Origin of the sequence: Nocardioides oceani (assembly GCF_030412965.1) — a bacterium.
Lineage (GTDB): Bacteria > Actinomycetota > Actinomycetes > Propionibacteriales > Nocardioidaceae > Nocardioides > Nocardioides oceani.
Map to the genome: position 1 here is coordinate 195,314 of NZ_JAUHJQ010000003.1, position 19,081 is coordinate 214,394.

Sequence of the window (19,081 nt, forward strand, 5' to 3'; positions counted from 1 at the left end):
CTCGACCTCCGTGAGGGGCGGGGGGTCCGGGCCGAGGTTCCGGCGCACGATCGCCCTGGTCGCGGTCGCCCTGCTCACCTGGGCGCTCGGCCCGTGGGTGCTCGTCCTCGCCCTCGGCGCCCTCGCGGTGCCGCGCGTACGCCGCTGGCTGCGGCCGACCTGGCGGGTGCTGGCCGGCTGGGCGGCCGCCGTGGCGGTGCTGGTCGGCCTGGTCGTGGTGCTCCCCGACGGCCGGCTTCCGGTCCCGCCGGGCGTGGGCGCGCTGGTGACGCCGGGCTACACCGGGCGGCCCTTCACGCCGCAGCCGTGGGAGCTCGAGGTGCCGCAGAACCCCTTCCTCGCCCCGAACGGCCTCAGCTCGATGCACCACGACGCCTGGGCGACCGACGCGACCGTCCACCCCGGCCCGCTCGGTGAGTCCCCCCGGGTGCGCACCGCGTGGTACGGCCTCGAGGAGTGCGCCACCCTCGCCTTCGACCGCCACGAACGGCTCGTCGCGCTCTGCGGGGACCTGGCGGGCCCGCGGATGCACGTCATCGACCCCGAGACGCTGCGGCCGCTGGTCACCAAGGACCTGCCGGACCGGCCCGACGTCGAGGGCAAGCAGCCGTGGGAGAACCTCTGCGCGGGCGCCTACTTCTACCTCGACGCCGAGGACCGGGCGGTCGTCGCCACCACCGACCGCCGCGTGCTCGTCGTCGGCACCTCCGACGCCGACGGCGACCCCGACCTGACCACCGAGGCGACCTACGACCTGTCCGGGCGGCTGCCGGCCGACGACTGCCTGATCGCGGTGCTGCCGGACTGGCAGGGCCGGATCTGGTACGTCAGCCAGGACGGCCGGGTCGGGTTCGTCGAGCCCGGCAGTGGCGACGTGACCGTGCTCGAGCTCGACGAGGAGGTCGCGAACTCCTTCGCCACCGACGTCGACGGAGCGGTGTACGTCGTCACCACCCACGCGCTCTACCGGCTCGAGGTGTCGCCGGCGGGCGTCCCCCGGGTGCGGTGGCGCACGCCGTACGACCGGGGCTCGCGGCTCAAGGACGGCCAGGTCTCCCAGGGCAGCGGCACCACCCCGACGATCCTGCCGGGCGGGCTCGTCGCCATCACCGACAACGCGAGCCCGCGGATGCACGTGCAGCTGTACGGCACCCGGCGCGGCGAGCTGGTGTGCCAGGAGGCGGTCTTCGCCGACGACGCCAGCGCGACCGACAACTCGCTGGTCTCGGTCGGCACCGGCGTGGTGGTGGAGAACAACGCCGGCTACTCCGGACCGTGGCGCACCGTCCTCGGGCGCACCACGCCGGGCGGCTTCGCGCGGGTGGACCTGGTGACCGGCGAGGACGGCGAGCGCACCTGCGAGACCGTCTGGACCTCCGACGTCGCCGCGCCGACGTCGGTGGCGAAGCTGTCGCTGGCCACCGGCCTGCTCTACGCCTACGAGAAGCGGAGCAGCCCCTGGGGCGCCGCCGCCTGGTACCTCGTCGCGATCGACGTCCGCACCGGCCGCACCGCCTACCGCGTCCGCACCGGCCTCGGCAGCCTGCTCAACAACCACTACTCCGCCGTCACGCTCGCCCCCGACGGCTCCGCGTACGTCGCCACGATGGCCGGCATGGTCCGCGTCCGCGACCGCGAGGACTAGTCGCGCGGCTGCTCGTCGCGCCGGCGGCGGCGGTTCACCTCGCCGCGCGCCACGGCGAACGCCACCGCCAGCGGCAGGACGTAGCCGAGCACGTCGACGACGCGGTCCACCCACGCGGGCCGGTCGGGCAGGTCGGGCCACGGGATGCTCGGCAGGTCCGGCCACGGGATCGACGGGAGGTCGGGCCACGGGATCGACGGCAGGTCGGGCGCAGGGACGGCCGGCAGGTCGGGCAGCAGCGGGTCGAGCAGCCGCCAGAGCAGGCCGAGCAGCAACGGGCCGAGGACGACCGCGGCCGCGATGCCGGTCTGCCACGCGGCGTACCGGTTCGGGTGCGCGAGCAGGCGCGCCTCGTGCTTGGCGGCGGGTGAGCCCTCCTCGGGCACGAGGTCGATGCCGCCGGCCCCGGTGAGCGCGCCGAGGTGGTCGGCGTGCACGCTCGCCCGGCGGGGCGAGCCGAGCGCGCTGAACCTCACCTTGACCGCGCCGAGCCCGGGCCGGTCCTCGTCGTGGAGCTCGACGGAGTCCTCGGCCGAGCGCTTCTCGGCGACCGGCTCGCCGTCGACGTACCACCGCAGTCGGCGGCGCACCGACCCCTCGGCCTCCACCCGGTGGTGGCGGCCGTCGACGGTGCGCTCCCAGACCTGCATGCCCCGACGCTAGGCGCCGCCCACCGCCGGCACATCCGACGGGGGTCGGCCGCGGCGAGACCTTGGTCTAGGGGTAGGCGACCCCGGTCACGTCCTCGCTGATCTCCCACAGGCGCCGCTGCGCGACCTCGTCGTGGGAGAGCCGGTTGCTGCTCACGACCCGCGGCGGGCCGGACATCTCCTGGAGGCCGCCGGGGCCGCAGTACGTCGCGCCGGGCAGGTCGGCCGTCGCCGCCATCAGCGTCGGCTCGGCGCCCGCGGCGGCGGACTGCGAGACGGCGCGGATCGCGGCGTCGAGGATCGTGGCGATGCCGCCCGAGGACCGGCCGTACTGCCCGTTCGCCGCCAGGTGCGTGCCGGCGAAGCCGGGGTGCGCGGCGAGCGCCTTCACCGGCAGCTCGGCGCGCCGCAGCCGGCGGTCGAGCTCGTAGGTGAAGAGCAGGTTCGCCAGCTTGGTCTGCCCGTAGGTGGGCCAGCGGGCGTAGCGGCCCTGCTGGACCCGCGGGTCGCCGAGCGGCGCGCTGCGGGCGAACCGGTGGAACTGCGAGCTCACCGCCACCACCCGGCCGTCCTCGCTCGCGACCAGCTGCGGCAGCAGCAGGCCGGTCAGCAGGAACGGCCCGAAGTGGTTGGTGGCCAGCTGCATCTCCAGGCCGTCGGCGGTGCGGGAGTACGGCGTGCCCATCACCCCGGCGTTGTTGACCAGCAGGTCGATCGGGCCGAGCCCGGCGGCCTCGGCCGCGCCACGGCGCACCGAGCCGAGGTCGGCCAGGTCGACGACGAGCTTCTCCAGCTGCGCGTGTGGGACCTCCTCGCGGATGGTCTGCTCGGTGGCGTCGAGCTTGGCGGCGGTCCGCCCGGCGAGCACCACGCGCGCACCGCGGCGGGCCAGCTCGAGGGCGGTGTGGTGGCCCAGCCCGCCGACGCTGGTGCCGGTGACGAGCGCGGTGCGGCCGGCCTGGTCCGGGATGTCGGCCAGGGTCCAGGCGTCGGCGCTCACGGGGTCGTCGCCATCTGCGCGAGGACCTGCCGGCCGAGCTCCTGGTCGCCCTCGACCGTGGCGGCCTTCGCCGCCTCGGGCCGGCGCCCGCCGGCGAGGACGACGAAGGTCTCGCGGTCCATCCGCAGCGTCACCGTCGGGTCGGCGGGGAGCGCGTCGAGCAGCTGCCCGCGGCCCTGGTCGTTGACGGCGAAGGCGCGCGGCACGCTCCCGTCGACCTCCAGCAGCAGGGTGGTGCCGGCGGGCGCGCCGACCCGCTTGGCCAGCACGAAGCCCATGCTCTCGGCGAGGTAGTCGGCCGTGTGCTGAGCCGCCGGGCTGTCGAGGCCGCCGGGCCGGCCGACCGCGCGGCGTACGTCCTGCTCGTGCATCCACACGTCCAGCGGCCGGTTGCGCAGCAGCGTCTCCCAGCTCCACGGGACGCCGCCGAGGACCCGCTCCGGCTTGGCGGAGGCGTCGGTCGGCGGGTCGGCGAGGAGGGCGGTGTGCCGGGCGGTGGCCGCCTCGCGCAGCTCCATGATCAGCTCGTCGGCGGTGGCGGTACGCCGGTTGGCCGGGCCGATCTCGGTGTAGAGGCCCATCATCGACGTGACGTGCGCCGGCTCGCCGACCTCGGCGTGCTCCTCGACGCCGGTGGCGAGCACCTTCTCCAGGTGGGCGACGTGCGCCACGACCGCGCGGACGTCCCATCCGGCGAGGTCGGTCGGCCGCGACCAGTCCTCCTCGGGCAGCTTCTCCAGCAGGCCGGTGAAGTCGTCGACCGCCCGCCACCAGACCTCGACGTACCCCGCCAGCCGTTCCTGATCGCTCACGCGTCGGAGCCTACTGACCCCTCATCCCGGCTGCTCCTCCCCGAACCGCACCGCGAGCACCGCGACGTCGTCGGAGGCGCCAGAGGCCCCGAGGTCGAGCAGCACGTGGTCGAGGAAGTCGGCGACGGGCTCGGCGACGTGCCGGGCCGCGGCGGCGGCGAGGCGGTCGAGGCCGAGGAGGAGGTCCTCGCCGCGGCGCTCGACCAGCCCGTCGGTGTACAGCAGCAGGGTCGATCCGGGCGCGACGTGGGTGCGGTGGTCGCCGCGCGGCACGCCGGGGGAGACGCCGAGCATGAGGTCGGGGGTGCCCTGCAGCCAGCGGGTCGTGCCGTCGGCCTCGACGAGCAGCGGCGGCGGGTGGCCGGCGTTGGTCCACCGCACCACGCGGTCTCCGGCGGCGTCCTGCTCGAGCCGGGCGTAGACGAGGGAGGCCATCGCGTCCACGTCGAGGTCGCGGACCGCGCGGTCGAGCCGGGCCACGTTGAGCGACGGCGCGTCGTCGACGGCCCACGCGATCGCGCGGAGCATCGTGCGCAGCTGCCCCATGACGGCGGCCGCGGCGATGTCGTGGCCGACGACGTCGCCGATCATGAGCGCGGTGACCCCGTCGGGCATGACGACCGCGTCGTACCAGTCGCCGCCCACCTGGTGTCGCTTGGCCGACGGGCGGTAGCGCGCCGCCAGCTGCAGGTCGTCGGGCTGGGGCAGCCGCGGCAGCATCGCGCTCTGCAGCGTCACCAGCGCCTCGTTGCGCTCCTGGTGGAGCCGGCCGCGGACGACGGCTTGGGCTGCGTACGCCGCCATCGCCCGGTACGTCGCCAGGTCGCCGTCGCTGAAGCCGCGCCGCTCGGCCCACACCAGCACCAGCGTGCCGATCTGCCGCTTGCGCACGGCCAGGGGCAGGAACATCCGCGCCTCGCCGACCTGCGCCTCGGTCGCGAGGGCCGGCCACCGCTCGTTCTGCTCGGCGACCGACCCGAACCACAGCGGCGCACCGCCCAGCAGGGCCAGCCCGACCGGGTTCGTCGCGTCGGCCGGGAGCGCGGCGTGGCGGGTGGCGGACTCCCAGGGCGACCCGGTCGGGACCGGCTCGACGTAGCGCAGCACCTCCGGCGCCGCGTCCGGGCCCTCCGGGCCGAGGTCGGCGGTGACCGCCGCCCGGTCGTGGTGCAGCCACAGCCCGGCGCGCAGGCAGTCGACCTGCCCGAGGGAGACCTGCTCGACGGCCGCGGCGACCTCGCCGAGGGTCTGCGTGGTCGAGAGCTGCTCGCTGAGCGCCAGCAGGATGCGGCTGCGGCGGGCGAGCTCCTCGGCGTCGCGCTGGCCGGCGACGGCCTCCTCGCGCAGCCGGCGCTGGGCGATCTCGGTGGAGCAGGCGGCGGCGAGGTCGGCGAGGCTGTCGAGCTCGTCCTGGCGCCAGAAGTGCGGCTTGTCGTCGATCGCGCACAACGAGCCGACGACGGCGCCGGTGTGGTCGGTGATCGGCCACCCGGCGTACGCCACCACCCCGAGGTCCGGGATCGCGAGGTTGTCGCGCAGCCGGTCGTCGAGCCGGGCGTCGGCGACGACCAGCGGGGCGCGGTCGGCGACGACGTACTGGCAGAAGGAGTGGGACAGCGGCGTCTCGCGCGTCGACTGGTACGGCGCCGGGAGCCCCACCGCGCCGGGGAACACCTGCCGGTCGGCCTCGACCAGGGAGACCAGCGCGACCGGCACGTTGAGGGCGCGGCGCACCATCCGGGCGTAGCGGTCGAAGGACGTGTCGACCTCCAGCGAGCTCGTCGCGGTCATGCATCCCCTCCCCGGCGAACCCGACGCCGATGAGACTACCGACCGTGCGTGAGGATGGTCCCCATGCGCGTGCGTGCTCCCGAGCTGGTCGGTCGCGGCTGGCTCAACACCGACGGGCCGCTGCGGCTGGCCGACCTGCGCGGCCGGTTCGTGCTGCTCGACTTCTGGACCTTCTGCTGCCTCAACTGCCTGCACGTCCTCGACGAGCTGAAGCCGGTGGAGGAGAAGCACGCCGAGGAGCTGGTGGTCATCGGCGTGCACTCGCCGAAGTTCGTCCACGAGGCCGACCCCGACGCCCTGCGCGCGGCCGTCGAGCGCTACTCGGTCACCCACCCCGTCCTCGACGACCCCGAGCTGGTCACCTGGCAGGCCTACACCGCACGGGCCTGGCCGACCCTGGTGCTCGTCGACCCCGAGGGGTACGTCGTCGGGCAGTACGCCGGTGAGGGCCACGCACACGCCATCGACGCGCTGCTGACGCAGCTGGTCGAGGAGCACCGGGCGAAGGGCACGCTGCAGCCGGGAGACTCGCCGTACGTCCCTCCCGTCATCGAGCCCACCGACCTCCGCTTCCCGGCCTCGGCGGTGCCCCTGCCCCCTGCGCACGGGGGGCGCGTGCTGGTCGCCGACGCCGGCCACGACGAGGTCGTCGAGCTGGACGCCGACGGGACGGTGGTGCGCCGGTTCGGCGGCTTCCGCGAGCCCAACGGGCTCTGCCTGCTGCCGGCCGACGTCGCCGCCGAGGTGGGGTACGACGCCGTGGTGGCCGACACCGTCGGGCACCGGCTGCACGGGCTGGCGCTCGCGGACGGCTCGACCCGGGTGCTCGCCGGCGACGGTCAGCAGTGGATGGCCGGGGACGGCACCGACCGGCTCTCCAGCCCCTGGGACGTCGCCTGGTGGCGCGACCGGGTCTGGGTCGCGATGGCCGGGATCCACCAGCTGTGGACCCTCGACCCGCGCACCGGCTCGGTCGAGGTCGCGGCCGGCACCGGCAACGAGGGGCTGCTCGACGGGCCGCTCGGCGAGGCGTGGTTCGCCCAGACCTCCCGGCTCGCGCCCGCCGGGGACCGGCTCTGGATCGCCGACAGCGAGACCTCCTCGGTCCGCTGGCTCGAGCAGCGCCCCGACGGCACGCTCGAGGTCCGCACCGCGGTCGGCACCGGCCTCTTCGACTTCGGCTTCCGCGACGGCCCCGCCGACCAGGCCCTCCTCCAGCACCCGCTCGGGGTGACCGTGCTGCCCGACGGCTCGGTCGCGGTCTGCGACACCTACAACGGCGCCGTCCGCCGCCTCGACCCCGCCGCGGGCGAGGTCACCACCCTGGCCGGCGGCCTCGTCGAGCCCAGCGCGGCGTACGTCGACGGGTCCGACCTGGTCGTGGTGGAGTCCGGCGCGCACCGGCTGACCCGCGTGCCGCTCGGGTCGGCCGGCACCCGCACCGACGGCTTCGCGCACACCACCCAGCGGCCGGTCACCGAGGTCGCCGCGACCCTCGAGCTGGTCGTGTCCTTCACCCCGCCGCCCGGTCAGAAGGTCGACGACCGGTTCGGCCCGCCGTCCCAGCTGCTCGTCGAGGCGACCCCGCCGCAGCTGGTCCGCGAGGGTGGCGGCCGCGGCACCGACCTGACCCGCACGATCGTGCTCGACCCGCACGTCGGCGACGGCGTGCTCCACGTCGCCGCGCGGGCCGCGTCGTGCGACGCCGACGGCGGCGAGGGCGCCGCCTGCCACATGCACCAGCAGGACTGGGGCGTCCCGGTGCGGGTCGTCGCGGGCGCCGACGGCCGGCTCGTGCTGCCGCTGGGCGGGGTCGCGGCCGGCTAGGGGCCGGCTAGTCCCCGAGCGCCAGGCGGACGGCGATCGCCAGCATGGTCAGCCCGATCAGCACGTCGAGCACCTGCCAGGCCCGCGCGCTGGCCAGGAACCGCGCCAGCAGCCGGGCGCCGTACCCCAGCCCGGAGAACCACGCCACGCTCGCCAGGCACGCCCCGGCGGCGAACCACCACCGACCGCCGGACCCGTGCGTCGCCGCGACCGAGCCGAGCAGCAGCACGGTGTCGAGGTAGACGTGCGGGTTGAGCCAGGTGAGCGCCAGCGCCCGCAGCGCGGCCGACCGGCGCGAGAGCCGGGCGCCCCCGGTGGCCGCCAGCGCGTCGGGCCGGCGCGCGCGGAGCAGTGAGGAGACGCCGTACCAGGTCAGGAAGGCGACGCCGAGCCAGCGCACCACGTCGATCGCCCGCGGCGCCTGCTCGACGACGGTGCCGATGCCCGCCACGCCGGCGAGGATGAGCACCAGGTCCGAGACCGCGCAGATCGCGACCACCAGGCCGACGTGGTCGCGGGCGAGGCCCTGGCGCAGGACGTAGGCGTTCTGGGCGCCGATCGCGACGATGAGGGCGAGGCCGGTCGCGGTGCCGGTGAGGACGTGCTCGATCACGCCGCGACGCTAGGTGCCCCAGGCCCGTCACGCCAGCGAAGGATTCTCACGAACCTGTAGCGCCGCTTAAGACCGCGCCTAGGGTGGCCGGCATGCACCTCGACCCCGGCTGGCTCGCCGCGCTGACGGCGATCGCCGACCACGGCACGTTCGACGCCGCCGCGCGGCACCTCCACCTGACGCCCAGTGCGGTCAGCCAGCGGATCCGCGCGCTGGAGTCGGAGGTCGGCCAGGTCGTCGTCCGGCGCACGGTGCCCGCCGAGCCGACCGCGGCCGGCGAGGCGCTGCTGCGGCTGGCCCGTCAGACCACCCACCTGCACGAGGAGGCGCTCCGCGAGCTCGGCGGGCACGCCGCCGGGGTGCCCCGGCTGCCGCTCGCGGTCAACGCCGACTCGCTCGCCACCTGGTTCCACGACGTGCTCGGCGCCGTGGCGGAGCGTGGGGACGCCGCTCTGCGGCTGCACGTGCTCGACCAGGCCTGGTCGGCCGACCTGCTGCGCTCGGGCACCGTGCTCGCCGCCGTCACCAGCGAGCCCGTCGCGGTCCAGGGCTGCTCCGTCGAGCCCCTCGGGACGCTGCGGTACGCCGCCGCGGCGGCCCCGGCGCTCGTCGAGCGGCACCGGCGGGGGCGCGGCGTCGACTGGGCGCGGATCCCGGTCGTCGTCTTCGACGACAAGGACGCCCTGCAGCACGAGCTGCTCGCCGGCCGCGGGCTCGGCCTGCCGCCGGTCGTCCACCGGGTCCCGACGTCGGCGGACTTCCTCGAGGCGGTCCGGCTCGGGCTCGGCTGGGGCGCCCTGCCCGAGCCGCAGCTCGCGCCCGACGAGCAGGCCGGCCGGCTGGTCCGCCTCGACCGGCGCCACCACCTCGACGTGCCGCTGCACTGGCAGCGCTGGCGGCTGCGGTCGACGCTGCTGGACACCCTGACCGACGACGTGCGCCGCGCGGCGCGCCGCACCCTCAGGTGATCGGCACGACGCCGGGCTGCTCGCCCCGCCCGGTGCCGGCGCGGGAGAGGACCTCGACCCGTCCGTCGACGTGCAGCCGCACGAGCACGAGGCGCAGGTCCTCCTCGTCGTGCACGACCGCGAGCACGCTCCGGCGCGACTCCCACACCGGTCCGTCGGGGACGCCGACCTGGTGCCGGCCGGTGAACACCGTCACCGGTCGGCCGGTGCGGGCGTCGCGGACCACGAGCCGGCCGAGGAAGCCGTACTCGGCGTCGGGGGACTCCGGCGTGTCGGTGTAGGTCAGCGCGTACCGGCCGTCGGGCGAGACGTCGTCGAAGCGGTAGCCGATCCGGGTCCAGGACCTCCACCCGCCGCTGCGCAGGGGGATCGCCTTGACACCGCGCCGCCCGGACTCGTCGCGCCACGCCACGCCGGTGCGCACGTCGAGCCCGTCGAGGCTGCCGAGGCGCCGCTCGGTGCGCACCGTGGGCTCCGAGCCCGGCCGCCACACGGCCAGCCGCGGCGCGGGGCCACCGCCGTACCGGTCGACGGTCACCCAGACCCGACCGTCGGCCCAGTCGAGCAGCGTCGCGCCCTGGGTCGCGAAGCGGTCCACCTCAGTGCCGTCGAGCCGCGCGACGACCACCTGGGAGGAATCGTCACCGTCGGTGACGTAGGCCAGGCGTCCGCCGCCGGGGCTCACGAGGAAGTCGAGGTCGAGCCCGCCGCCAGGCTCGTCGGGCTCGCGGGCGATCGTCGACCAGCGCCCGTCGGACCGGATGCGGATGATCCGGGTGTTGTTGATGCCGTACGCCGCCGCGACCCAGCCACCGTCGGCACGCCTGACCCCGACCAGCGGGACCCGCAGCCGCGGCTCCAGCGCGACCGTGCGGCCCTCGCTGTGGATCACCTGCCGGCGCGGGTCGAACCAGCCGCCGCGGGGCGCCGGGCCTCGAGGCGCGCGCTCCAGGTCGACCGACACCCGTGCGGGCGCCGGCGGGGGAGGTGACCCCGTGCCTGCGGACGCGCCGGGGAGGAGGGCCGGGGCCAGGGGGAGGGAGAGGGCGCCCACGAGGGCTGCCGAGACCAGGCTTCGCATACCCGGTACGACGCGCGCGGCGCCCGATTGGTTGGCACCGGTCGCTGCGGCCACCCGGGAGGACGACGACGCCCCCGGTCCCACGAGGGGGCCGGGGGCGTCGTACGTCGTGAAGTGCCGTCAGGCGTGGCTCAGAACGCCGACTCGTCGAGGTCCATCAGCGACAGGTCGGTCGCCTCGGCGATCGCCCGCTCCGCGCTGATCCGCGGCAGGTTGGTGGCCGCGAAGAACTGCGCCGCGGCGACCTTGCCCTCGTAGAACGCCTGGTCGCGGCCCGGGTCGCCCCCGAGCTTCTCCAGCGCCACCTCGGCCTGGCGCAGCAGCAGCCACGCGCAGACGACGTCGCCGAGCACCATGAGGAGCCGCGTGGTGTTCAGGCCGACCTTGTAGATGTTGCGCAGTTCGTCCTGCGCCGACATCAGGTCGTTGATGAGGTGGCCGACGAGCGCGTTGGCGTCGTCGAGCGCGGTGGCGAGCAGCTGGCGCTCGTTCTTCAGCCGGCCGTTGCCGGCCTCGGACTCGATGAACGCCGAGATCTGGGCGGCGATGTGGCCCAGTGCGCGGCCCTGGTCCTTGACGATCTTGCGGAAGAAGAAGTCCTGGCCCTGGATCGCGGTGGTGCCCTCGTAGAGGGTGTCGATCTTGGCGTCCCGGACGTACTGCTCGATCGGGTACTCCTGCAGGAAGCCCGAACCGCCGAAGGTCTGCAGCGACTCGGTGCCCAGCAGCACCCACGAGCGCTCGGAGCCGTAGCCCTTGACGATCGGGAGCAGCAGGTCGTTGACGGCCTCGGCGAGCTTGGTCTCGTCGGTCTCGGTCTCGCCGTTGTGCTGGGCGAGCTGGACCTTGTCCTGCCAGCTGGCGGTGTAGAGCACCAGCGAGCGCATCGCCTCGGCGAATGACTTCTGCACCATCAGCGAGCGGCGGACGTCGGGGTGGTGGGTGATCGTCACGCGCGGCGCGGTCTTGTCCGAGGCCTGGGTGAGGTCGGCGCCCTGCACGCGGGACTTGGCGTAGTCCAGCGCGTTGAGGTAGCCGGTCGACAGCGTGGCGATGGCCTTGGTGCCCACCAGCATGCGGGCGTTCTCGATGACCTGGAACATCTGCGCGATGCCGTCGTGGACCTCGCCGAGCAGCCAGCCGCGCGCCGGCTCGCCGCCACCGACGGAGGAGTCACCGAACGTGACCTCGCAGGTGTTGGAGACCTTGATGCCCATCTTGTGCTCGACGTTGGTGACGTAGACGCCGTTGCGCTCGCCGGTCAGCTCGCCGGTCTCGACGTCGAAGTGGTGCTTGGGCACGAGGAAGAGGGAGAGACCCTTGGTGCCGGGGCCGCCCGCGCCCTCGACGCCCACCGGGCGGGCGAGGGTGAGGTGCATGATGTTCTCGCTCATGTCGTGCTCACCCGAGGTGATGAAGCGCTTGACGCCCTCGATGTTCCAGGTGCCGTCCTCGTTCGGGGTGGCCTTGGTGCGGCCGGCGCCCACGTCGGAGCCCGCGTCGGGCTCGGTCAGCACCATCGTCGCGCCCCACTGACGCTCGATCATGTGGCTGGCGATCTTCTTGTCGCGGTCGTTGCCGTTGCGGTGGACGATGTCGGCGAACGACGGGCCGGCGGCGTACATCCACACCGGGGCGTTCGCGCCGAGCACCATCTCGCCGATCGCCCAGACCAGGCTGGACGGGGCGGGGGTGCCACCGAGGTCCTCGCTGATCTGCAGGCGCCAGTACTCGGAGTCCATCCAGGCCTGGTAGCTCTTCTGGAACGACTCCGGCACCGGGGCGGTGTGCGTGGCCGGGTCGAAGACCGGCGGGTTGCGGTCGCTGTCCTCGAAGGACGCGGCCAGGTCCTCGCGGGCCAGGCGGTCGACCTCGGCGAGGATCGAGCGGGCCGTCTCGGAGTCAACCTCGGCGAACGGGCCGGTGCCGAGGACCTCGTCGCGGCCCAGCACCTCGAAGAGGTTGAACTCGATGTCGCGGAGGTTGCTCTTGTAGTGGCTCACTGCTCCACCTTCGTCTCGTGATGTGTCCGGGGCCTGCCAGCACGCGCGTACTACTGGTCAGTAACTTCAATGGTAGGCCCGGGTCCGGAGCCGCGCAAGCGGTCGTCGCCACCCGCCGTACCGGATCTTCGACACACCGGTAGGTCGGTAAAGTCGACAGAAACACCCGATATACGTGTTACGGTCTTCCTAGTCATGTCCGCTCGGTGGTGGTGCAACCACCGAGAGAACACCTGGAGAACCCATGCGCAAGCTCATCGTCCTGGGGGTCGTCGGCCTCCTCGCCCAGCTCATCGACGGCTCGTTGGGCATGGCGTACGGCGTCACGTCGTCCACCCTGCTCCTCGCCGCCGGCATCGCGCCGGCCGCGGCCTCCGCGGCCGTCCACTTCTCCGAGATCGGCACCTCGCTGGTGTCCGGGTTCTCCCACCACAAGCTCGGCAACGTCGACTGGCGGACCGTCTCGATCCTGGCGGTGCCCGGGTTCGTCGGGGCCTTCGCCGGCGCGACGTTCCTCTCCAACCTCGACGGCGACTCCGCCAAGCCGTGGGTCGCAGGCATCCTGCTCGGCCTCGGCATCTACGTCATCTGGCGCTTCCTGGTCCTCGGCGGCCGACGCCCCACGTTCAAGTCGCGCCCCTCGGCGCGGATGCTCGCGCCGATGGGCCTCGTCGGCGGCGCGCTCGACGCGGTCGGCGGCGGCGGCTGGGGCCCGGTCGGCACGACCACGCTGCTGTCCTCGGGCCGCCTCGAGCCCCGCAAGGTGGTCGGCTCGATCGACACCTCGGAGTTCGTCGTCGCCGTCGGCGGCTCGCTCGGCTTCATCCTCGCCCTCGGCTCGCAGGGCATCGAGTGGGCGTACGCCGGTGCGCTGCTCGCCGGTGGCGTGGTCGCCGCTCCGATCGCCGCCTGGCTGGTCAAGAAGCTCGCCGCCCGCGTCCTCGGCGTGGCGGCCGGTGGCCTCATCGTGCTGACGAACTCCAAGACCATCGCCGAGTCCCTCGGTGCCTCGGGCATGACCGTCGCGGTCATCGCCGCCGTCCTGTTCGTCGCCTGGGTCACCGGCATCGCCTGGGCGGTCCAGCAGGAGCGCCGCGCCCGCGCCCTCGAGGCGGCGCGCGCGGACGAGCCGGAGCTGGCTCCCGCCGTCTGAGGGGGCCCGGCCGGGAGGAGTCGAGTGTCTGCATCGACTTCTCTGCCAGACTGACCCCATGCGCGTCTCCGCCAAGTCCGACTACGCCCTGCGTGCGCTGATCGAGATGGCCTCCCGCGCGGACGGCAAGGCGGTGAGCGCCGAGGAGCTGGGCCGGCTGCAGGAGATCCCCCACGGCTTCCTCCAGGCGATCCTGGCCGACCTGCGGCGCGCCGGCGTGGTCATCTCCCAGCGCGGCCAGTCGGGCGGGTGGCGGATGGGGCGCCCGGCCGCCGACGTCTCGGTCGCGGACGTGATCCGCGCCGTCGACGGGCCGCTGGTGTCGGTCTACGGGCTGCGGCCCGAGGCGGTCACCTACAACGAGTCGGCCGAGGTGCTCCAGCACGTGTGGATCGCCGCGCGCCGGTCCCTGCGCGACGTGTTCGAGCAGACCTCCATCCAGGCGCTCGCCGACGGCAAGCTGCCCAAGGCGGTGACCTCACGCACCGCCGACGAGGACGCCTGGCAGCCGCACTGAGGCTCCCGGCAGCAGGTCGGCGAGGTCGCCGTGCACGTCGTGGCCGGAGGTCGCGAGCGCGCCGATCCAGGTGAGCGCCAGCCCGGTCAGCCGGGCGTGCTCCTCCTCGCCGCCGGCTGCCGAGGCCGCCGCGGCCGGCGCACCGAGAGGCCCGTGCTCCGGACGGAGCCCCGAGCGGGTGGCGCGCGCGGCGGGGTCCGCGCCCACCACCGCGCCGAACGCGGCCCGCACGCCGTCGCGCGCCACCGGGCGCGGGCCACGGGGCACGACCAGCACGTGCACCCGGGCCGGGTCGCCGACCGCCGGCGCCCAGCGGTCCAGCACGTCGACGAGGTCGGTCGCGGGGTCGCCGGCGTGGCAGTGCGGCTCGGGTGCCGTCACCGTCAGCACGACGTGCGCGCGGAAGCCGACCAGCTGGTCCAGCAGCAGGTCGACCTGCGGACGGGTGAGCCCCGCGAGGAGCCGCTCGGAGACGACGACGGCCCGGGTGCTGCGCCGGTGCCGCCGGCTCTCGCGGCACACCCCGGCCCAGGCGCCCTCCACCTCGGCGCGTCGGAAGCCCCAGGCGCGGTGGTCCCGAGCGAGCTCCACCGCGGCGCGGAAGGCGGCGTCGGGCGTCCCGGCGCGGCGTACCCCTGCGGCGGCGAGGGCTCCGCGGCGGTCGTCGAGCAGCTCGCCGACGAGCTCGGTGCCGAGGCGGGACGGGCCGAGGTGGAGGAAGGCGTCGCGGCGGTCCATGGCGCCCACGGTGACCCGGGCGGCCGACGGGACGTGGGCGGCGCCGTGAACGGCGGGCGAAGCATCCGCGACCGGGAGGACTAGAACGTGTTCTCGTCCGGTCCTACGATGCCCGGGTGATCACCTCCGACGCCATCGTCTGGAACGCCCCGGACGACCCGCACCCGGCCCGCGCCGCCTCGCAGCGCTCCTACTCCGCGGTCGCCAAGGGCGACCTCGCGGAGTGGCTGACGGTCTACGCCGAGGACGCCGTCCTCGAGGACCCGGTCGGCCCGTCGATGTTCGACCCCGAGGGACGCGGCCACCACGGGCACGCCGGCATCTCGGCGTTCTGGGAGAAGGCGATCGCGCCGATCGACACCTTCGAGTTCACCATCGAGCAGTCGATGGCCAACGGCAACACCTGCGCCAACGTCGGGAGGATCAGGACCTCCTTCGCGGACGGCAGCCACACGACGACCGAGCTGGTCATGGTGTATGTCGTGGACGAGGACGGCCGGGTCGCCTCGATGAAGGCCTACTGGGAGCCCGAGCGCACGATGGCGAGCTTCACGGCCGCCGGCTGACCTCCGGTCACACCGTGGTGTGCCGGGCCACCCACTCCACGAGCGGCCGCAGCGCGCGCCAGTCCTCGCGGACGACGTCGACCAGCTCGGCGGTGTGGATCACCGGCTCGAAGCCGATCACGTGCCCCAGGCTCAGCGACCGGTGGCGCAGCAGGTCGATGCGCGGGTGGTCGACGTCGTACCCCCGCGGGGAGGTCTTGAGGCGGTCGCCGCCGCGCTCCCAGCCGGCCGACTCCAGGCCGGTCACGATCTCCTCGAGCTGCGGCCCGAGCTGCTCGTGGTCGACGGCGCCGCGGTACGCCGCGAGCCGGCCCGCGCTCGCCTCGTAGAAGCCGCCGCCGGTGCGCACGCCGCGGGGCGAGACCTCGACGTACCACCCGGTCGACTCCGCGGCCCGGACGAACGCGCCCTGGTGGGTCTTGAACGGCGTCTTGTCCTTGGCGAACCGCACGTCGCGGTGCGGACGGAACACCTTGGCGGCGCCGAACTCCGGCTCGAGCGCCGCGCACAGCGCCTCGACGGGCGCGCGCACCTGGGTGAGGTAGGTGTCCTTGTGCTTCTCCCAGAACGACCGGGTGTTGTCGACCTCGAGGTCGTCGTAGAAGTCGAGCGCGGCGACGGGGATGCCCGCGAACGGCGGAGTCTCGGTCACCGCACCACCCTAGGCAGGGCGGGCGCGCGTCAGCGGACGGGGGCGGAGACCTGCTCGTCGCCACCCTCGCCGAGCGAGGTGACGGTGATCCGCGAGCCGCCGCAGCGGGGAGCGGCGAGGAACGCCGGGCCGCCGTCGGTCTCGTACGCCGTGGACGCGCCGCCCCCGGGTACCCACCGCACCAGCCGGGCCGGGGCGCCGTCGCGGACCGGGTCCTGGGCGAACCAGGCCGCGCCGCCGCAGCCCACGAGCGTGCCCGACGTGCCCGGGCCGAGGTCGACGACCTCCCCGCCCGGGGTGCGGGCCGCGAACCGGGCGGTCTCGACGCGGTTCTCGTCCCGCACCACCGACCAGACCTGCGAGCCGTCGTCCAGCACCAGCGCGTCCCAGCCCTGGCACGCGGGGACGTCGGCGAAGGGGATGAGCGTCGTGCTCCGCGCACCCTCGAGCCTCCCGAGCGTGCGGCACGACGGCCGGCTGTCGTCGAAGGTCATCAGGGCGGCCCCGCCGGCCGTGACCCGCGCGCCGTTGAAGCCGTGCCGCTCCGGCGCGCACCAGCCGAGGGTCGAGGCCCGCGTGCCCAGGTCGACCTCCGCCAGGCAGTAGGAGCCCTCGCTGGTGACCGTCGCGTGCACCAGCCGTCCGGCGCCCATCGCCCACGTTCCGCCGGTGGTCGTCGGCACCTCGCTGCGGCCGTCGACGGTCCAGGTCTCGCCGGTCGCGAGCTCGGTGACCTCGGCGCGGGCGGGCCGGGTCTCCTGGCGGTCCGCCACCACGACGACCGCCCACGCGTCGTCGAGCAGCGCCTCGGCGACCCGCTCGCGTCCGCCGACCTCGGTGCGGGTCGTGCCGTCGGGCCCGGCGAGGGTCGCGACCGTGCCGTCCTCGTCGACGGCCAGCGTCCACCGGCCGTTGGTCGTGGTGGTGTCAGCCGCGTCGCCGGGCACCGGCTCCCAGGCGAGCGGCTCGGTGGCGTCGGTGGTGGTGTCGGGGGTGCTGCCGGGGGCGGCGTCGGCGGAGCGGGTGTAGCGCGCCGGCTCGCCCGGCTCGGTCCCGGCGCCGGGGTCCGAGCAGCCGCTGAGCAGCAGGCAGCCGGTCGCGCCGGCGACGGCGGCGTACCTCCGCAGCGTGCGTGGCACCTCAGACCCCGATGTTGTGCTGGAAGTGGGCCTTGTTCGCGCGGTAGCTCTTGTAGGCGTTGCGCCACTGCACCCGGTCGATGAACGGCTCGGAGGGATCGAACCGCTGCTGGTTCCACGGCTCGAAGAAGCTGATCGCGCTGGGCCGGTCCCCGCGCTTGCTGTAGCCGCGGCCGACCTGGAAGTGCCCCGAGGCGTCGTCGTCGAGGTAGGGGAAGTACTTCCGGTGGAGCACGGGGTGCAGCACGACCGGGGCGCGGTAGTCGGCGAGGTGACGCATCTGCAGCAGCATCCACTTGTTGAACGAGTAGTCGGCGATGTCGAGCACGACGTACGGCCCGGCGTGGGCCTTGCGGTCCCAGCCGGTGTGGTCGTTGACGACGCGGACCATGTCCCAGACCGACGTGCCGTCGGTGGTGGTGCGGAGCTTGTCGGCCCAGTGCGCCTGGCCGCGGTCCTTGCCCTTCCAGCCCCACGCGATCATCTGCATGGCGCCCGGGCCGCACCAGTAGGTGCGGGTCTGCTCGGCGACCTGGTCGGGGTCGAGCACCACGCGCCGCCCGGGGTAGTCGCGCTGGCGCTTGCGGGCGGTCGTGCTCGCGCGGGCCGAGGTGTGGGCGGCGGCGTCGGCGACGGTGGCGCGCGCCTCGGGATGGGCCTCGAGGAAGCCGGCGGGCAGCGGGACGCCCTCGACCTCGTGGCGCAGGAGCCAGACCTTCGCGACCGACCGCGCCGCCATGGTCAGCTCCTCGCGCTCGCGGCGTGCGCGCTCGGCGGGGGACAGGCTGGCGGCCCGCGCCAGGGCGGCGGCCGCGTCCAGGTCGCCGGTGCGCTCCACCGGGCGGCTCCGGGCGGTCGCGGTGCGCGCCGCCGTGGCGACCCGGGCCCGGACCTCGTCCTCGGTCGCGGTGGTCCAGCCGGCGCCCAGGCAGTACCGCTGGCCCTCGAGGTCCGCGCACCGCACCAGGTCCGCGGCGACCGCCCCCGGCGCCCGGCGTGCGGCCCCGGGTCCCACGCGCCCGGCCGCCCGGCCGGCCGCGACGACGCGGTCGACCTCCGCGGCGAGCTCGGGGGTGAGGCGTCCGGCGCCGGCCGTCGCCGACGCCGCCAGCGGCGAGCCGTCGCCGGAGGGGACGAGTGCTCCGTCCGGCTCGTCGTCGCCGCGCGGGACGAACGGTGCTGCGGCGAGCAGGAGGACGAGCGCGCCGACGGCTGCGGTGCGGGCGTTGACGCGGGGTCTGAAGGGTCTGTGGGGGCCGGGTGTGCGGGTCGTGCGGGGGCGGGTCGTGCGGGGGCGGGACATGGGTGGCTCCGTCATCACGGCGGGGAAGGACCGGACGCCACACTGTCCCCAGGCGCCTCTGGTCTAGTCAAGTTCCTCATCCGTCACAGCGATCACGGCGAGCCGGCCGTCGCGGACCGTGCACCGGTCGTGTCCACGATCGTTCAATTGCGCGGTTCTGACGCCTCGGGCGGCCGGAAACCCGTCGCAATCGTTCAATTGCGCGATTGTTGACGCCTCGACCTGTCTGGCCGCACGGAGGACTGGAGCGGATGACGAGACTCGAGCTCGCGACATCGACGTCGGGTGCAGTGTCGCGCTCGTGGGCGCGGCCCCATCGGCGACGCGTGGAGGACTGGAGCGGATGACGAGACTCGAGCTCGCGACATCGACGTCGGGTGCAGTGTCGCGCTCGCGGGCGCGGCCCCATCGGCGACGCGTGGAGGACTGGAGCGGATGAGGAGACTCGAGCTCGCGACATCGACGTCGGGTGCAGTGTCGCGCGGGTGGGCGCGGCCCCATCGGCGGCGCGTGGAGGACTGGAGCGGATGAGGAGACTCGAGCTCGCGACATCGACGTCGGGTGCAGTGTCGCGCTCGTGGGCGCGGCCCCATCGGCGGCGCGTGGAGGACTGGAGCGGATGA

General features: G+C 74.6%; 17 protein-coding genes. 6 read left to right on the plus strand and 11 right to left on the minus strand.

What is annotated here, in order from left to right; translation table 11 throughout:
• Positions 1-10 precede the first annotated feature (10 nt).
• Entirely contained in the window at positions 11-1,645 is a 1,635-nt protein-coding gene (locus QWY28_RS10500; RefSeq protein ID WP_300952484.1) for a hypothetical protein, read from the plus strand.
• On the opposite strand, the gene QWY28_RS10505 is transcribed toward QWY28_RS10500, so the two are convergent.
• From QWY28_RS10505 to QWY28_RS10520, 4 genes are all read right to left on the minus strand, one after another.
• Complete coding sequence (locus QWY28_RS10505; protein WP_300952485.1) at positions 1,642-2,295, minus strand: hypothetical protein; 654 nt, start codon at positions 2,293-2,295, stop codon at positions 1,642-1,644. The two genes, QWY28_RS10500 and QWY28_RS10505, sit on opposite strands and share 4 nt — an antisense overlap.
• 67 nt (positions 2,296-2,362) lie before the next feature.
• Positions 2,363-3,295, minus strand: coding sequence for an oxidoreductase (locus QWY28_RS10510; RefSeq protein WP_300952487.1), 933 nt, complete (start codon positions 3,293-3,295; stop codon positions 2,363-2,365).
• Complete coding sequence (locus QWY28_RS10515) at positions 3,292-4,107, minus strand: maleylpyruvate isomerase family mycothiol-dependent enzyme (protein WP_300952488.1); 816 nt, start codon at positions 4,105-4,107, stop codon at positions 3,292-3,294. Before QWY28_RS10515 ends, QWY28_RS10510 begins: the two co-directional genes overlap by 4 nt.
• 21 nt (positions 4,108-4,128) lie before the next feature.
• Positions 4,129-5,898 (minus strand): GAF domain-containing SpoIIE family protein phosphatase, encoded by a 1,770-nt coding sequence (locus QWY28_RS10520; protein ID WP_300952489.1) that lies wholly within the window; start codon positions 5,896-5,898, stop codon positions 4,129-4,131.
• A gap of 63 nt (positions 5,899-5,961) precedes the next feature.
• Between QWY28_RS10520 and QWY28_RS10525 the strand changes: the two genes are divergently transcribed.
• Complete coding sequence (locus QWY28_RS10525) at positions 5,962-7,725, plus strand: NHL domain-containing thioredoxin family protein (protein ID WP_300952490.1); 1,764 nt, start codon at positions 5,962-5,964, stop codon at positions 7,723-7,725.
• A 7-nt stretch (positions 7,726-7,732) separates the two neighbouring features.
• Here the strand turns inward: QWY28_RS10525 and QWY28_RS10530 are convergent, their stop codons facing one another.
• The gene (locus tag QWY28_RS10530) at positions 7,733-8,338 is read right to left on the minus strand and encodes a LysE/ArgO family amino acid transporter (RefSeq protein ID WP_300952491.1); all 606 of its coding nucleotides are present in this window, start codon (positions 8,336-8,338) and stop codon (positions 7,733-7,735) included.
• Positions 8,339-8,430: 92 nt separating this feature from the next.
• Between QWY28_RS10530 and QWY28_RS10535 the strand changes: the two genes are divergently transcribed.
• Positions 8,431-9,306 carry a LysR family transcriptional regulator ArgP gene (locus QWY28_RS10535; protein ID WP_300952492.1) on the plus strand — a complete coding sequence of 292 codons (876 nt, stop codon included), beginning with the start codon at positions 8,431-8,433 and terminating at the stop codon, positions 9,304-9,306.
• On the opposite strand, the gene QWY28_RS10540 is transcribed toward QWY28_RS10535, so the two are convergent.
• Positions 9,299-10,360: a hypothetical protein gene (locus tag QWY28_RS10540; protein WP_300952493.1), complete on the minus strand. Its 1,062-nt coding sequence runs from the start codon at positions 10,358-10,360 to the stop codon at positions 9,299-9,301. The two genes, QWY28_RS10535 and QWY28_RS10540, sit on opposite strands and share 8 nt — an antisense overlap.
• Positions 10,361-10,518: 158 nt before the next feature.
• The gene (locus QWY28_RS10545; RefSeq protein ID WP_300952494.1) at positions 10,519-12,390 is read right to left on the minus strand and encodes an acyl-CoA dehydrogenase; all 1,872 of its coding nucleotides are present in this window, start codon (positions 12,388-12,390) and stop codon (positions 10,519-10,521) included.
• Positions 12,391-12,634: 244 nt separating this feature from the next.
• Here QWY28_RS10545 and QWY28_RS10550 point away from each other — a divergent pair, with 244 nt between their 5' ends.
• Positions 12,635-13,543, plus strand: a complete 909-nt coding sequence (locus QWY28_RS10550) for a sulfite exporter TauE/SafE family protein (RefSeq protein ID WP_300952495.1) — start codon at positions 12,635-12,637, stop codon at positions 13,541-13,543.
• Between the two features lie 58 nt (positions 13,544-13,601).
• A complete protein-coding gene (locus tag QWY28_RS10555) occupies positions 13,602-14,060 on the plus strand; it encodes an RrF2 family transcriptional regulator (protein WP_300952496.1) in 459 nt (152 codons plus the stop codon).
• Here the strand turns inward: QWY28_RS10555 and QWY28_RS10560 are convergent.
• Complete coding sequence (locus tag QWY28_RS10560) at positions 14,022-14,798, minus strand: hypothetical protein (RefSeq protein ID WP_300952497.1); 777 nt, start codon at positions 14,796-14,798, stop codon at positions 14,022-14,024. The two genes, QWY28_RS10555 and QWY28_RS10560, sit on opposite strands and share 39 nt — an antisense overlap.
• Before the next feature lie 116 nt (positions 14,799-14,914).
• Between QWY28_RS10560 and QWY28_RS10565 the strand changes: the two genes are divergently transcribed.
• Entirely contained in the window at positions 14,915-15,364 is a 450-nt protein-coding gene (locus QWY28_RS10565; RefSeq protein WP_300952498.1) for a nuclear transport factor 2 family protein, read from the plus strand.
• Between the two features lie 7 nt (positions 15,365-15,371).
• Here QWY28_RS10565 and QWY28_RS10570 read toward each other — a convergent pair whose 3' ends face one another.
• Genes QWY28_RS10570 through QWY28_RS10580 form a run of 3 tightly spaced genes read right to left on the minus strand, consistent with a single transcriptional unit; the run spans position 15,372 to position 18,458 of the window.
• The gene (locus QWY28_RS10570; RefSeq protein ID WP_300952499.1) at positions 15,372-16,016 is read right to left on the minus strand and encodes a DUF2461 domain-containing protein; all 645 of its coding nucleotides are present in this window, start codon (positions 16,014-16,016) and stop codon (positions 15,372-15,374) included.
• A 29-nt stretch (positions 16,017-16,045) separates the two neighbouring features.
• Entirely contained in the window at positions 16,046-17,155 is a 1,110-nt protein-coding gene (locus QWY28_RS10575) for a hypothetical protein (RefSeq protein ID WP_300952500.1), read from the minus strand.
• Position 17,156: 1 nt separating this feature from the next.
• Positions 17,157-18,458: a C39 family peptidase gene (locus QWY28_RS10580; RefSeq protein ID WP_300952501.1), complete on the minus strand. Its 1,302-nt coding sequence runs from the start codon at positions 18,456-18,458 to the stop codon at positions 17,157-17,159.
• Positions 18,459-19,081 lie beyond the last annotated feature (623 nt).

What these genes read in the sequence shown, in the direction of transcription:
- QWY28_RS10505 (WP_300952485.1), bottom strand. Translation starts at nt 2,295, where the DNA reads ATGCAGGTCTGGGAGCGCACCGTCGACGGCCGCCACCACCGGGTGGAG.
- QWY28_RS10520 (WP_300952489.1), bottom strand. Translation starts at nt 5,898, where the DNA reads ATGACCGCGACGAGCTCGCTGGAGGTCGACACGTCCTTCGACCGCTAC.
- QWY28_RS10525 (WP_300952490.1), top strand. Translation starts at nt 5,962, where the DNA reads ATGCGCGTGCGTGCTCCCGAGCTGGTCGGTCGCGGCTGGCTCAACACC.
- QWY28_RS10535 (WP_300952492.1), top strand. Translation starts at nt 8,431, where the DNA reads ATGCACCTCGACCCCGGCTGGCTCGCCGCGCTGACGGCGATCGCCGAC.
- QWY28_RS10550 (WP_300952495.1), top strand. Translation starts at nt 12,635, where the DNA reads ATGCGCAAGCTCATCGTCCTGGGGGTCGTCGGCCTCCTCGCCCAGCTC.
- QWY28_RS10555 (WP_300952496.1), top strand. Translation starts at nt 13,602, where the DNA reads ATGCGCGTCTCCGCCAAGTCCGACTACGCCCTGCGTGCGCTGATCGAG.
- QWY28_RS10560 (WP_300952497.1), bottom strand. Translation starts at nt 14,798, where the DNA reads ATGGACCGCCGCGACGCCTTCCTCCACCTCGGCCCGTCCCGCCTCGGC.
- QWY28_RS10580 (WP_300952501.1), bottom strand. Translation starts at nt 18,458, where the DNA reads ATGTCCCGCCCCCGCACGACCCGCCCCCGCACGACCCGCACACCCGGC.